Below are 12570 nucleotides of genomic sequence, written 5' to 3'. Positions count from 1 at the left end.
GGATATCCAGATGCTGCGAGTGACGGAACGGCTCGGGACGCCGGAACAGCCCGAAGTGACCCTCACGCTGCCCTACGAGCTGCGGGTGAAGAGCCGCATGCCGGTGCAGCTGGACAACGGCGAGAACGTGGGGCTGATGCTGCCGCGGGGCACGCAGCTCTGCGACGGCGACCTGTTGCGCGACGAGAGCGGGCGGGTCATCCGCGTCTGCGCGGCCCCGGAGCGCGTCTCCACCGCCCGCAGCCGGGATCCGCTGCTGCTGGCCCGGGCCTGCTATCACCTCGGCAACCGCCACGTGGCGCTGCAGATCGAGACCGCCTGGGTGCGCTACGCAACCGACCACGTGCTCGACGACATGCTGCGCGAGCTGGGGCTGGAAGTGGTGAACGAGATCGCACCGTTCGAGCCCGAGGGGGGCGCCTACGGCGGCGGCCACGGGCATGCGCACAATCACGACTACGTGCATGTGCGCCTGGTCTGAGCCAGAACCGGCGGACGTGGCCGGCGAAGCCGCCCTGCTGCGCCTGCTGCAACTCACCAGTCCCGCGCTGCCGGTGGGCGCCTTCGCCTACTCCCAGGGGCTGGAATGGGCCGTCGAGGCGGGCTGGGTGACGGACGAGCGCAGCGCGGGCGAGTGGATCGGCGGGCTGCTGGAGCACAGCCTCGCCCGCGCCGACGTTCCGGTCTTCGCCCGGCTGCACCGGGCCTGGCGCGAAGCGGCCGAGCCGGAGGTGGAATACTGGAACGCCTGGCTGGGGGCGGTGCGCGAGAGCGCCGAGCTGCAGGCCGAGGATCGCCACCTGGGCGCCGCCCTGGCGCGACTGCTCGCCGACCTGGGCGAGGAGCGGGCCCGGGCCTGGGCCGGACGCGGTGATGCCGGCTTCGCCACCCTGTTCGCCCTGGCAGCGGTGAGCTGGGGCATCCCGGTGCGCAGCGGCGCGCTGGGGCTGCTGTGGGCGTGGACGGAGAACCAGGTGGCGGCGGCCACCAAGCTGATACCGCTCGGACAGACGGCGGCCCAGCGCCTGCTCTCGGCGCTCCAGCGGCGGATGCCGGCCGCGGTGGAGCGGGGGCTGGAGCTGGATGAGGCGGTGATGGGAATGGGCGCTCCGGGTCTCGCCCTGGCCGGTGCCCTGCACGAGACCCAGTACACGCGGCTGTTCCGCTCCTGATCGGAGCGGCGGCGCGATCGAAGTGGAGGACGACACGGTGGAAAACAGGCAGACATTGCGGGTTGGCGTGGGCGGCCCGGTGGGTTCCGGCAAGACGGCGCTGCTGGCGGCCCTGTGCCGGGTCCTGCGCGAGCGGTTCGAGATCGCGGTGGTGACCAACGACATCTATACGCGCGAGGACGCGGAGTTCCTCATTCGTCACGAGGCCCTGGAGTCCGAGCGCATCATCGGCGTGGAGACCGGCGGCTGTCCCCACACCGCCATCCGCGAGGACGCCTCCATGAACCTGGCCGCGGTGGCCGAACTGGGGCGGCGCTTCCCGCAGCTCGACCTGGTGCTGGTGGAGAGCGGCGGCGACAACCTGAGCGCCACCTTCAGCCCCGAGCTCTCGGACCTGACGATCTATGTGATCGACGTCTCCGCCGGCGACAAGATTCCGCGCAAGGGCGGGCCCGGCATCACCCGCTCGGACCTGCTGGTGATCAACAAGATCGATCTCGCCCCCTACGTCGGCGCCTCCCTGGAGGTGATGGACCGGGACGCGCGGCGCATGCGCGGCGAGCGACCCTTCGTCTTCACCAACCTCAAGACCGGCACGGGGCTGGAGGCGGTGGTGGAGTTCATCGTCCGCCAGGGTCTGCTGGAACAGGCGGCCTGAGCCGCCATCCCGTCGCCCGCAGCCGCGCCCGCGAAGGCGCGGTTTTTTTATGCGCGGTACTGGTGCGGGCGGAGCAGGGCCGCACCGTGGGGGTGCGGTGCGCGCGCACCAGCCCGATGCGTGCACCGCGCGGATGCACGGCGGCGGTGCAGCGGGTGCCGTTGCGGCACGGGCGGGGCCCGGTTCCGGCGCATCCGCGCGGGTTGCGGCCGCCCGCCTGCCGATTGGCATGGTGCATGCAATCCCGTTTGCGACGGGCACGACCCGGCTGCTTCACCAACGACCACACACCGGTATGGGGGTTACATGAAGAGAAACAACCGCACGCTGCTCAAGCGCACCGCACTGGCCTGTTCGGCCGCGGTCCTGGGCCTGGGCCTGCAGATGGCCCAGGCCGCCGACACCATCAAGGTGGGCATTCTCCACTCGCTCTCCGGCACCATGGCCATCAGCGAGACCACCCTGAAGGACACCATGCTGATGCTCATCGATGAGCAGAACAAGAAGGGCGGACTGCTGGGCAAGCAGCTCGAGCCGGTGGTGGTGGACCCCGCCTCCGACTGGCCGCTGTTCGCCGAGAAGACCCGCGAGCTGATCCAGCAGGACAAGGTGGCCGCCATCTTCGGCTGCTGGACCTCGGTATCGCGCAAGTCCGTGCTGCCGGTGGTGGAGGAGCTCAACGGACTGCTCTTCTACCCGGTGCAGTACGAGGGCGAGGAGTCCTCCAGGAACGTCTTCTACACCGGCGCGGCGCCGAACCAGCAGGCCATTCCCGCGGTGGACTACCTGATGAACGACGTGGGTGTGGAGCGCTGGGTGCTGGCCGGCACCGACTACGTCTACCCGCGCACCACCAACAAGATTCTCGAGGCCTACCTGAAGGCGAAGGGTGTTGCCGATGCGGACATCATGATCAACTACACCCCCTTCGGCCACTCCGACTGGCAGAGCATCGTCTCCGACATCAAGAAGTTCGGCTCCGCCGGCAAGAAGACCGCCGTGGTCTCCACCATCAACGGCGACGCCAACGTCCCCTTCTACAAGGAGCTCGGCAACCAGGGCATCTCCGCCGAGGAGATCCCGGTGGTGGCCTTCTCCGTGGGCGAGGAGGAGCTCTCGGGCATCGACACCCGGCCGCTGGTGGGCCACCTCGCCGCCTGGAACTACTTCATGAGCGTCGATACGCCTGAGAACGACGCCTTCATCAAGCAGTGGCACACCTTCATCAAGAGCGACAAGCGCGTCACCAACGACCCCATGGAGGCCCACTACATCGGCTTCAACCTGTGGGTGAAGGCGGTGGAGAAGGCCGGCAGCACCGATACCGACAAGGTGGCCGAGGCCATCATCGGCCTGGAGACGCCCAACCTCACCGGCGGCAAGGCGGTGATGCTGAAGAACCACCACGTCACCAAGCCGGTGCTCATCGGCGAGATCCAGGATGACGGCCAGTTCGCGGTGGTCTGGGAGACCGACGCCGAGGTTCCCGGCGACGCCTGGTCCGACTTCCTGCCCGGCAGCAAGGACATCATCGCCGACTGGACGCCGCCCGTCTCCTGCGGCAACTACAACACCGTCACCAAGGAGTGCTCGGGCCAGAACTACTGATCCGGCGCCCTGCGGACGCCAGGGAGGGCGTCCGTTCCCTGTTCCGGCGCTGGTTGAGCGGTGGCCGGAGGATCCCTTTCCGGCGGTGATTCCCGCTGAAGTCATCGATAGCACACGGCACACAACGTCCATGGGTGGAAACAACGCAACGCGCTTACGGCCCGCCTGCATCCTGCTGCTGGTGCTGGCGTGCCTGGGGAGTCCCGCGCCGGGACTGGCGGAGGCCACCGCTGCCGCCGTGGCGGAAGCCGGGCCCCCGGCGCCGGGCCTGTCCGCGGCGGCGGCCGCCGATCCCGGCGCAATGGTTGCGCCGGGGACCCCGGCGGAGGATGGGCCGGTGCCGGAGCGCACCTTCGCCATGCTGGTCTCGGAGTTGGCCGGCGCCGGTTTCCGGGAGAAGGCGGCGCGGGTGGAGGAGATCGCCGCGAGCGGTCATCCCCGTGCCCGGATTCTGCTCGAGGCGTTCCTGGCGGGCGAGCTCTACCGGCGCAAGTCCGATGACCGGCTGGTGATCCCGGCTGCGGCCGGGGGCGACGGGCAGCCGGTGACCGATGCCATCGACGGCAGCGCACTCGGCAGCGTCGGCAAGGGCGATCTGCGCCGGGTCACCATCAACAACAGCCTGCGCGGCCAGCTGCGGGACGCCATCGCCCGCCTCAGTCTCCACGACCCGGAGAAAGAGGTGCGCCTGGCCGCCGTGCGGCAGATGCTCGACGGACTGGATGAGTCCTCCCTGGCCCTGTTGCGGGAGGCGGCGGCGCTGGAGACGGCCGCCGAGGTGCGCGCGGCCATGGAGGTGGCGCTGGCACTGGGCGCCCTGAATGGCGGCGAGCGGGAGACCCGCCTCAGCGCCCTCGGGGTGCTGGAAGGAAACCTGGAGCCGGCGGTGCGCAACCACCTGGCGGCGCTCACCGCGGTGCGGGACGACGGTGGCTTCGCCGAGCCCGACGAGAGCGTGCGCACGGCGGCGCGCAAGGTGCTCGCCGGCATCGACGCGCGGCTGGAGTTGTTCAGCCTGGCCGAGACCGCCTACTTCGGCATCAGCCTCGGCTCGGTGCTGCTGCTCTCGGCCATCGGCCTGGCCATCACCTTCGGCGTGATGGGGGTCATCAACATGGCCCACGGCGAGATGATGATGCTCGGCGCCTACACCACCTACGTGGTGCAGCTGCTGATGCCGGAGGCCATCGACTGGTCGCTGCTGGTGGCGGTGCCGGCGGCCTTCCTGGTGGCGGGGCTGGCGGGGGTGGCCATCGAGCGGGGCGTCATCCGCTTCCTCTACGGCCGGCCGCTGGAGACGCTGCTGGCCACCTTCGGCCTGAGCCTCGTCCTGCAACAGCTGGTGCGCACCGTCTTCTCGCCGCTGAACCGCTCGGTGGCCACGCCGGGCTGGATGAGCGGCTCGCTGGAGATCAACAGCGCCCTGTCGCTGACCTACAACCGCATGGCCATCATCGTCTTCAGCCTGATGGTGTTCGTGGCCCTCATCCTGGTGCTGAAGCGCACCAGTCTCGGGCTCAAGGTGCGGGCGGTGACCCAGAACCGGGCCATGGCGAAGGCCATGGGCGTGCGCACCGACCGGGTGGACGCGCTCACCTTCGGTCTCGGATCGGGCATCGCCGGGGTGGCCGGCGTGGCGCTGAGCCAGCTCACCAACGTGGGCCCCAATCTCGGCCAGGCCTACATCATCGACTCCTTCATGGTGGTGGTCTTCGGCGGGGTGGGCAACCTGCTCGGCACCCTGGTGGGCAGTCTCACCCTGGGGGTGGCCAACAAGTTCCTGGAGCCGGTGTCCGGGGCGGTGCTGGCCAAGATCCTGGTGCTGGTGTTCATCATCCTGTTCATCCAGAAGCGCCCCCGCGGACTCTTTCCGCAGAAGGGGCGGGCAGCGGAGGCCTGAGCCATGGTGCGCCTCTTTCCCAGTGCCCTGCGGGGCGACACCGGCGGCCAGGTGCTGTTGGCGGTGCTGGCCGTGGTCGCCGCCGCCGTGGCGGTGCTCAACCTGGCGGTGCCGGCCTCCTCGGCGCTGCACGTATCGACCTTCACCGTCACCCTGCTGGGCAAGTACTTCACCTTCGCCCTGCTGGCCCTGGCGCTCGACCTGGTGTGGGGCTTCGCCGGCATCCTCAGCCTCGGCCACGGCGCCTTCTTCGCCCTCGGCGGCTACGCCATGGGCATGTACCTGATGCGCCAGATCGGCGAGCGGGGCGTCTACGGCAACCCGGAGCTGCCCGACTTCATGGTGTTCCTCAACTGGCAGGAGCTGCCCTGGTACTGGTTCGGCTTCGACCAGTTCTGGTTCGCCCTGATCATGGTGGGACTGGTGCCGGGGCTGCTGGCCTTCGTGTTCGGCTGGCTCGCCTTCCGCTCGAGGGTCTCCGGGGTCTACCTCTCCATCATCACCCAGGCGCTCACCTACGCCCTGATGCTCGCCTTCTTCCGCAACGAGATGGGCTTCGGCGGCAACAACGGGCTGACCGACTTCAAGGACCTGCTCGGCTTCAGCCTGCAGGCGGACACCACGCGGGTGGCCCTGTTCCTCGCCTCGGCCCTGGCGCTGGCGGGCGGGTACGTGCTCTGCCGCGCCATCGTCGGTTCGCGCCTGGGGCGGGTCACGGTGGCGGTGCGCGACGCCGAGGCCCGCGCCCGCTTCCTCGGCTACCGGGTGGAGAACTACAAGCTCTGGCTGTTCACCGTCTCGGCGGTGCTGGCGGGCATCGCCGGGGCGCTGTACGTGCCCCAGGTGGGCATCATCAACCCCGGCGAGTTCTCGCCGCTCAACTCCATCGAGCTGGTCATCTGGGTGGCGGTGGGCGGCCGCGGCACCCTCTACGGTGCGGTGGTGGGCGCGCTGCTGGTGAACTACGCCAAGACCTGGCTGACCGGCGCGATTCCGGAGGTGTGGCTGTTCGCCCTCGGCGCCCTGTTCGTGCTGGTGACCCTGTTCCTGCCCCGCGGCGTGGCGGGGCTGGTGCGCCGGGTCCGGGAGGCGCGGGCATGAGCGGATTGCGCACCACGCGGGAGCTGCTGCGCCGCGACCGGGTGTTCGACTTCATGGCCCCGGCGCTGAGCCGGGACATGGTGCTGGACACCACCCACGGCCCCATCCTCTACCTGGAGGATGTGAGCGTGAGCTTCGACGGCTTCAAGGCGCTGAACGCCCTGAACCTCTACATCGACACCGGCGAGCTGCGCTGCATCATCGGCCCCAACGGCGCCGGCAAGACCACCATGATGGACGTCATCACCGGCCGGACCCGCCCCGACACGGGCACGGTCCACTTCGGCCAGCGCATCGATCTGCTGCGCCTGGACGAGCCGGCCATCGCCGAGATCGGCATCGGCCGCAAGTTCCAGAAGCCCACCGTGTTCGAGCAGCACACGGTGTTCGAAAACCTCGAACTGGCCATGCGCGGCAGCAAGGGCGTCTGGCATACGCTGAGGGCGCGCCTCACGGGCGCCCAGCGCGACCGGATCGACGAGGTGCTCGCCAGCATCGGCCTCACCGGCGAGCACGGCCGCCCCGCCGGGCTGCTCTCCCACGGCCAGAAGCAGTGGCTGGAGATCGGCATGCTGCTGATGCAGGACCCCAAGCTGCTGCTGGTGGACGAGCCGGTGGCGGGCATGACCGCCGGGGAGACAGAGCGCACCGCCGAGCTGCTCACCAGCCTCGCGGGCGGCCACTCGGTGGTGGTGGTGGAGCACGACATGGCCTTCGTGCGCTCCATCGCCCGCAAGGTGACGGTGCTGCACGAGGGCAGCGTGCTGGCGGAGGGGGACATGGACACGGTGCAGAACGATCCGCGGGTGGTGGAAGTCTACCTGGGGGGCGAGTGATGCTGCGGCTCGAGGGCGTCAACCAGTTCTACGGCGAGAGCCACATCCTCTGGGACTTGGACCTGGAGGTGCCGGAGGGCGAGTGCACCTGCCTGATGGGGCGCAACGGCGTGGGCAAGACCACCCTGCTGAAAGCCGTCATGGGGCTGCTGCCGGTGCGCAGCGGCTCCATCCGGTTCGACGGCCGGGAACTGGCGGGACGGCCGGCGGAGCTGCGCGCCCGCCTCGGCATCGGCTACGTGCCCCAGGGCCGCGAGATCTTCCCCCAGCTCACCGTGGAGGAGAACCTGCGGGTGGGTCTCGGCATCCGCGGTCCCCGCGCGCGCCGTATCCCCGGGCGGGTGTTCGAGCTGTTCCCGGTGCTCGGCGAGATGCTGAACCGGCGCGGCGGGGATCTCTCCGGCGGCCAGCAGCAGCAGCTCGCCATCGGTCGGGCGCTGGTGCTGGAGCCGCGCCTGCTCATCCTCGACGAGCCCAACGAGGGCATCCAGCCCAACATCGTGCACCAGATCGGCGCGGTCATCCGGCGCCTCAACCGCGAGGAGGGGCTCACCGTGCTGCTGGTGGAGCAGAAGCTCCCCTTCGCCCGCCGCACCGCCCATCGCTTCAACCTGGTGGAGAAGGGGCGCAGCGTGGCGTCCGGCGCCATCGGGCAGCTGGATGACACGCTGGTGGGACGCTATCTCGCCGTCTGAACCGGCGCCTGCTTGTTGCGCTGCACGACAGCTGCCGGTTGTCTCCCGGGGTGGAGTTCTGCTAATTTCCCGACTCGAGTGGTGAGAATTATGGATTCGCCACCGGGTCGGGCCGCTGACGCTGTCTGCCGCACGCACCCATGACAACAATGAATTCGCTCCCAGAACAAATCATAAAGCCGACGCGCCAGACGCCGGCGGGAGCCGAGAACATGCGGATGGAGGAGTCCCATGGGTGTGTCACAGCACCTGCAGCGAGACCTGAGACGGGTGGGTCGCCAGCCCTGGCTGGTGCTGTTTCCCGTCGGCCTGCCCCTGGTGGTGGGCCTGGGCACCGAGGGCAACCCGGTGGCCATCGCCGCTTCGATCGTGGTCGTTGTCTTCGGCTATCTCTGCCGTTGCCTCTACCATTCATGACCGGCTGCGCGCACCCGGCTTCCGGGCCGGGGGCGCCCCGCCTTCCCCGGCTCAGCCGCGCCGGTTGCTCCGCCGCAGCTCCATGCGGCGCACGAACTCCTCGATGATGCGCCGGTAGAGGGCATCCTTCAGCACGCCATCCTCCACCCCCGATTCCAGGCTCGGATTGTCGTTCACCTCGATGACGTAGGCGTTGCCCCGGTACATCTTGAGGTCCACGCCGTAGAGGCCGTCGCCGATGAGGTTGGCCGCCTTGAGCGCCACCGATATCACCTTCGCCGGCACTTCCTCCAGGGGCCAGGTCTTGTAGGCCCCGCTGGCGAAGCGCCCGCCGCCCTCGTGCTTGTAGATCTGCCAGTGCTTCTTGGACATGAAGTACTGGGAGGCGTAGAGGGGCTCGCGGTTGAGAACCCCGATGCGCCAGTCGAATTCCGTGTACATGTACTCCTGGGCCAGGATCAGCTCCGACTCCCGCAACAGCTCCGCGGCATGGCGCTGCAGCTGCTCGGCGCTCTCCGCCTTCACCACGCCGCGGGAGAAGGAGCCGTCCGGGATCTTGAGCACCAGGGGAAAGCCGAACTCCGCCTCCAGCTCCGGCAGGTCGCGCTTGCGGATGATGCGGGTCCTGGGCGTGGCCACGCGGTTGGCCTTCAGCAGCTCCGCCAGGTAGACCTTGTTCGTGCAGCGCAGGATCGACTCGGGGTCGTCGATGACCACCATGCCCTCGCTCTGGGCCTTCTTGGCGAAGCGGTAGGTGTAGTCGTCGATGCTGGTGGTGGAGCGGATGAACAGTCCGTCGTACTCCGCCAGCCGGGCGTAGTCCTTCTTCCCGATGAGCTCGATGTCCACCCCGAGGTCCTTGCCGATGCGGATGAATTTCTTCAGCGCCTTCGGATCGGAGGGGGGCAGGGGATCGGCGGGATCGTGGAGAATCGCCAGGTCGTAGCGGAAGACGGTGCGCGAGCGCGGGGTGCGCCAGCGCTTCTTGGAGTAGGTGTCCAGCGCCTCGATGAAGCTGGCGGTCTGCCCGGCGGTGAGCTTGTGCAGGAACAGGGGCTTGATGGAGGCAATGCGCCAGGTGCCCTCCTTCTCGAACTCCACCCGCAGCAGGGGGGCGGGGAAGGTCTCGAAGATCTGCCGGGCCAGCTCCTCCAGCGGTGCGTAGATGGTGTGGCCGAAATAGATCTCCAGGGTGAAGCCGGTCAGTCCCTCCACCTCCCTGCTGCGCCGGCGCTTCCCGCCCATGGTCTCGTGCACCAGCTCGTCCAGATCCTCCACGTCGAGCCCGTACATGGCCTTGCTGCTGAGATCCAGCATGGTCTTCACCGCGGGGACCACCCGGTGGTGGCGCGCCTCGCCCAGGAGCGAGCAGTAGTAGCCCGTGCTCAGGTAGCGGTAGCTGCGGCACAGGTTGATAACCCGCAGGTCCTTCTGGCGGATATATTCCGGGCGGGTGAGATAGTCGCTGACGGTGATGACCGGGTAGCCCGCCTCGAGGGCTTTCCCGTCCGCTGGATTTTCGACGACGATGACTTGAGTGGCCATGGCTCCCGTGAACGGTCGTTTCAGCCGGCGCGCTGCCCGCGGCGGCGCGACCTGCGCTTGCGGAGGATGAGCACGGCGCGCTGCCCGGACTTGCCGTAGCGGGCCATGCGTTCGAAGTCCTTCTGGGGGATGGGCATGCTCACGCAGTCGGTCTGCGTCTTGCCGGCCTCGTCGTCCACGAAGGGGTCATGCACATAGATATAGCGTTCGTCGAAGCCCGTTACCACCACCCAGTGGGGGAACTTCTCCCGGTAGATGCGGTAGGAGCTGATCAGCACCACCGGGATGGCGCCCGACTCGAAGGCCGCACGCAGGTCCGCCACGCCCAGCCGGTCATGGTGCAGGGGCAGGGAGAGCTGCCGGATCTGGTCGAGGAAGTCCTCCTGCACCAGCCGGATGACCTCCTTTTTCTCCTCGCTGCGCACCGAGCTGATGAACATGGCCTCCTCGTCGTCCACCACGTGGATCTCCACGTCCAGGCCGCGGTGGTGGGCGGCCAGCGCCAGGCCGTAGGGGCCGCAGCCCCCGTGGCCGGCGGTCATGAACACCGTGGTGGCCTCCCGCCAGATGCGGATCTCCTGGCGCCGGCTCATCTCCGTGTCCGGGTCGAGCGCCTTCATGGCCATCATCAGGGTGGCCGGACCGCAGGTGAAGTCCAGGGTCTGCTGGTAGTAGGGGACGATGACCAGGTCGGGATTGAGGTGGGGGGCCAGCAGCTTCTCGTAGCGGGCCGCCTCCTCGTGGTCCTCGTAGTAGTCGAGCCAGGTGCCGAACTTCTGGTAGCCGAGCTCCCGGTAGAGGCGCTGGGCGGCCTCGTTGTCCTGGCGTACCTCCAGGCGCATGTAGGCGCAGCCCGCCTCCAGCGCCGCGGCCTCCGCGGCCTGCAGCAGCTTGCCGCCCAGCTTCAGGCCGCGGTGGCCCGGATCCACGGCGATGGAGTAGAGCCGGGCCAGCGAGGTGCCGGCGTTGTAGAGCACCAGGGCATAGCCGCGGATGGCGCCCTCCGATTCCTCCACCAGCAGGCTGCTGTTGGCCTTGGTGAGCATGTAGCGGAAGCTGCGCCGGGAGAGGCGATCGGTCTCGAAGCAGCGGTTCTCGATGGCCACCAGCGCATCGATGTCCGACAGATCGGCAGGTCTGATCATGGGATGACCGTGAGGGAGAGGGTAAGCACCCTTGCGCCACGCGGCACACCGCCACGGGCCCCAGTAATTTAGCACGCGGGAACGGGGCCCACCATCACCGTGACGGAGCGCTTGCGCAGTTGCCGGAACCCGGTCCATCCTTGCTCCATGAACACGCCCGTCCCCGGTCTCATCGAAATGCTGCAGCGCCTGGTGGCCACCCCCTCGGTGAGCAGCGTCAGCCCCGAGTTCGACCAGAGCAACCGCGCGGTCATCGACATCCTTGCCGGCTGGCTGGAGACGCTCGGCTTCGCGGTGGAGGTGATGCCGCTGCCGGAGCGCCCGGAGAAGGCCAACCTCATCGCCACCCTGGGCGCGGGTCCGGGGGGGCTGGTGCTGGCCGGCCACACCGACACCGTGCCCTTCGACGCCGACCGCTGGCGTTCCGACCCCTTCGTCCTCACCGAGGCCGACGACCGGCTCTACGGGCTGGGGACCGCCGACATGAAGGGTTTCTTCCCGCTGGCCATCGAGGCGGCGCGGCGGTTCGAGGCGAGGCAGCTGCGCTCGCCCCTCATCATCCTCGCCACCGCCGACGAGGAGAGCAGCATGGAGGGGGCCGAGGCCCTGGTGGCCGCCGGCCGTCCCCGGGGCCGCTACGCGGTCATCGGCGAGCCGACGGGGCTGCGGCCCGTGCGCATGCACAAGGGCATCATGATGGAGGCCATCCGGCTTACCGGCCGTTCCGGCCACTCCAGCGACCCGTCCCTCGGCGTCAACGCCCTGGAGGGAATGCACGGGGTGCTGGGCGAGATCCTGGCCTGGCGCGCGGAGCTCCAGGCGGCCCACCGTAATCCCCTGTTCCAGGTGGAGGTGCCCACCCTCAACCTGGGTCACATCCACGGCGGCGACAATCCCAACCGCATCTGCGGGCGCTGCGAGCTGCATATCGACCTGCGGCCTCTGCCGGGCATGGCGCTCGACGAGCTGCGCGGCGAGCTCGTCCGGCGGCTGGAGCGGCGGCTGGAGGGCTCGCGCCTGGAGCTGGAGATATTCCCCCTGTTCAAGGGCACGCCCGCCATGGAGACCCCGGCCGCCTCGGCGCTGGTGCAGGTCGCCGAACGGCTCACCGGCCACGGCGCCGAGGCGGTGGCCTTCTGCACCGAGGGGCCCTACCTGCAGGCGCTGGGAATGGAGACCCTGATCCTCGGCCCGGGCGACATCGACCAGGCCCACCAGCCGGACGAATACCTGGCGCTGGACCGTGTCCGCCCCACCGTGGACCTGCTGGAGCAGCTGATCGGGCGGTTCTGCTGTGAAGGGTGATGGGTGAATGCGTGAATGCGTGAATGCGTGAGTGCGTGAGTGCGTGAAGGGCGAAGGGGTTGCGCGGGCTCTTGATTATCGGGGACGCTCTTGACGGAACACGGAACACGGAACACGGAACACGGAACACGGAACACGGAACACGGAACACGGAACACGGAACACGGAACACGGAACACGGAACACGG

General features: G+C 68.8%; 12 protein-coding genes. 10 read left to right on the top strand and 2 right to left on the bottom strand.

All coding sequences use genetic code 11. The features are described from left to right. The first annotated feature begins 10 nt into the window (after window positions 1–10). The 9 genes from ureE to DFQ59_RS16875 all read left to right on the top strand — a co-directional run bounded on the left by ureE (window position 11) and on the right by DFQ59_RS16875 (window position 8387). Window positions 11–481: an urease accessory protein UreE gene (gene ureE, locus DFQ59_RS16915; protein ID WP_114280910.1), complete on the top strand. Its 471-nt coding sequence runs from the start codon at window positions 11–13 to the stop codon at window positions 479–481. After that, window positions 465–1172: an urease accessory protein UreF gene (locus DFQ59_RS16910; protein WP_114280909.1), complete on the top strand. Its 708-nt coding sequence runs from the start codon at window positions 465–467 to the stop codon at window positions 1170–1172. The genes ureE and DFQ59_RS16910 overlap by 17 nt, the downstream gene beginning before the upstream one ends. A gap of 37 nt (window positions 1173–1209) precedes the next feature. Next, window positions 1210–1830, top strand: coding sequence for an urease accessory protein UreG (gene ureG / locus DFQ59_RS16905; protein WP_114280961.1), 621 nt, complete (start codon window positions 1210–1212; stop codon window positions 1828–1830). A 306-nt stretch (window positions 1831–2136) separates the two neighbouring features. Next, window positions 2137–3438: an urea ABC transporter substrate-binding protein gene (urtA, locus tag DFQ59_RS16900; protein ID WP_114280908.1), complete on the top strand. Its 1302-nt coding sequence runs from the start codon at window positions 2137–2139 to the stop codon at window positions 3436–3438. A gap of 130 nt (window positions 3439–3568) precedes the next feature. Continuing rightward, on the top strand, window positions 3569–5338 hold the full coding sequence (gene urtB / locus DFQ59_RS16895; RefSeq protein WP_245937303.1) for an urea ABC transporter permease subunit UrtB: 1770 nt from the start codon (window positions 3569–3571) through the stop codon (window positions 5336–5338). Window positions 5339–5341: 3 nt separating this feature from the next. After that, window positions 5342–6439, top strand: coding sequence for an urea ABC transporter permease subunit UrtC (gene urtC / locus DFQ59_RS16890; RefSeq protein WP_114280907.1), 1098 nt, complete (start codon window positions 5342–5344; stop codon window positions 6437–6439). Then, on the top strand, window positions 6436–7275 hold the full coding sequence (gene urtD, locus DFQ59_RS16885) for an urea ABC transporter ATP-binding protein UrtD (protein ID WP_114280906.1): 840 nt from the start codon (window positions 6436–6438) through the stop codon (window positions 7273–7275). Before urtC ends, urtD begins: the two co-directional genes overlap by 4 nt. Beyond that, window positions 7275–7970, top strand: a complete 696-nt coding sequence (urtE, locus tag DFQ59_RS16880) for an urea ABC transporter ATP-binding subunit UrtE (protein ID WP_114280905.1) — start codon at window positions 7275–7277, stop codon at window positions 7968–7970. The genes urtD and urtE overlap by 1 nt, the downstream gene beginning before the upstream one ends. Window positions 7971–8201: 231 nt before the next feature. Continuing rightward, window positions 8202–8387: a hypothetical protein gene (locus DFQ59_RS16875; protein ID WP_114280904.1), complete on the top strand. Its 186-nt coding sequence runs from the start codon at window positions 8202–8204 to the stop codon at window positions 8385–8387. A 51-nt stretch (window positions 8388–8438) separates the two neighbouring features. Here the strand turns inward: DFQ59_RS16875 and DFQ59_RS16870 are convergent, their stop codons facing one another. Further along, the gene (locus DFQ59_RS16870; protein WP_114280903.1) at window positions 8439–9932 is read right to left on the bottom strand and encodes a RimK family protein; all 1494 of its coding nucleotides are present in this window, start codon (window positions 9930–9932) and stop codon (window positions 8439–8441) included. A gap of 20 nt (window positions 9933–9952) precedes the next feature. Beyond that, window positions 9953–11077 carry a GNAT family N-acetyltransferase/peptidase C39 family protein gene (locus DFQ59_RS16865; RefSeq protein ID WP_114280902.1) on the bottom strand — a complete coding sequence of 375 codons (1125 nt, stop codon included), beginning with the start codon at window positions 11075–11077 and terminating at the stop codon, window positions 9953–9955. Between the two features lie 147 nt (window positions 11078–11224). Here DFQ59_RS16865 and argE point away from each other — a divergent pair, with 147 nt between their 5' ends. Beyond that, window positions 11225–12382, top strand: coding sequence for an acetylornithine deacetylase (gene argE / locus DFQ59_RS16860; RefSeq protein ID WP_114280901.1), 1158 nt, complete (start codon window positions 11225–11227; stop codon window positions 12380–12382). Window positions 12383–12570 lie beyond the last annotated feature (188 nt).

Source organism: Thioalbus denitrificans, assembly GCF_003337735.1.
GTDB lineage: Bacteria > Pseudomonadota > Gammaproteobacteria > DSM-26407 > DSM-26407 > Thioalbus > Thioalbus denitrificans.
The sequence above is the reverse complement of the archived record's forward strand: the minus strand, read 5'-3'. Positions and strand labels throughout refer to the sequence as shown.

Bases quoted from the DNA above. Each gene is read 5' to 3' on its own strand.
- ureE (WP_114280910.1), top strand. From the start codon at position 11: ATGCTGCGAGTGACGGAACGGCTCGGGACGCCGGAACAGCCCGAAGTG.
- DFQ59_RS16910 (WP_114280909.1), top strand. From the start codon at position 465: ATGTGCGCCTGGTCTGAGCCAGAACCGGCGGACGTGGCCGGCGAAGCC.
- urtA (WP_114280908.1), top strand. From the start codon at position 2,137: ATGAAGAGAAACAACCGCACGCTGCTCAAGCGCACCGCACTGGCCTGT.
- urtB (WP_245937303.1), top strand. From the start codon at position 3,569: ATGGGTGGAAACAACGCAACGCGCTTACGGCCCGCCTGCATCCTGCTG.
- urtC (WP_114280907.1), top strand. From the start codon at position 5,342: ATGGTGCGCCTCTTTCCCAGTGCCCTGCGGGGCGACACCGGCGGCCAG.
- urtD (WP_114280906.1), top strand. From the start codon at position 6,436: ATGAGCGGATTGCGCACCACGCGGGAGCTGCTGCGCCGCGACCGGGTG.
- urtE (WP_114280905.1), top strand. From the start codon at position 7,275: ATGCTGCGGCTCGAGGGCGTCAACCAGTTCTACGGCGAGAGCCACATC.
- DFQ59_RS16875 (WP_114280904.1), top strand. From the start codon at position 8,202: ATGGGTGTGTCACAGCACCTGCAGCGAGACCTGAGACGGGTGGGTCGC.
- DFQ59_RS16870 (WP_114280903.1), bottom strand. From the start codon at position 9,932: ATGGCCACTCAAGTCATCGTCGTCGAAAATCCAGCGGACGGGAAAGCC.
- DFQ59_RS16865 (WP_114280902.1), bottom strand. From the start codon at position 11,077: ATGATCAGACCTGCCGATCTGTCGGACATCGATGCGCTGGTGGCCATC.
- argE (WP_114280901.1), top strand. From the start codon at position 11,225: ATGAACACGCCCGTCCCCGGTCTCATCGAAATGCTGCAGCGCCTGGTG.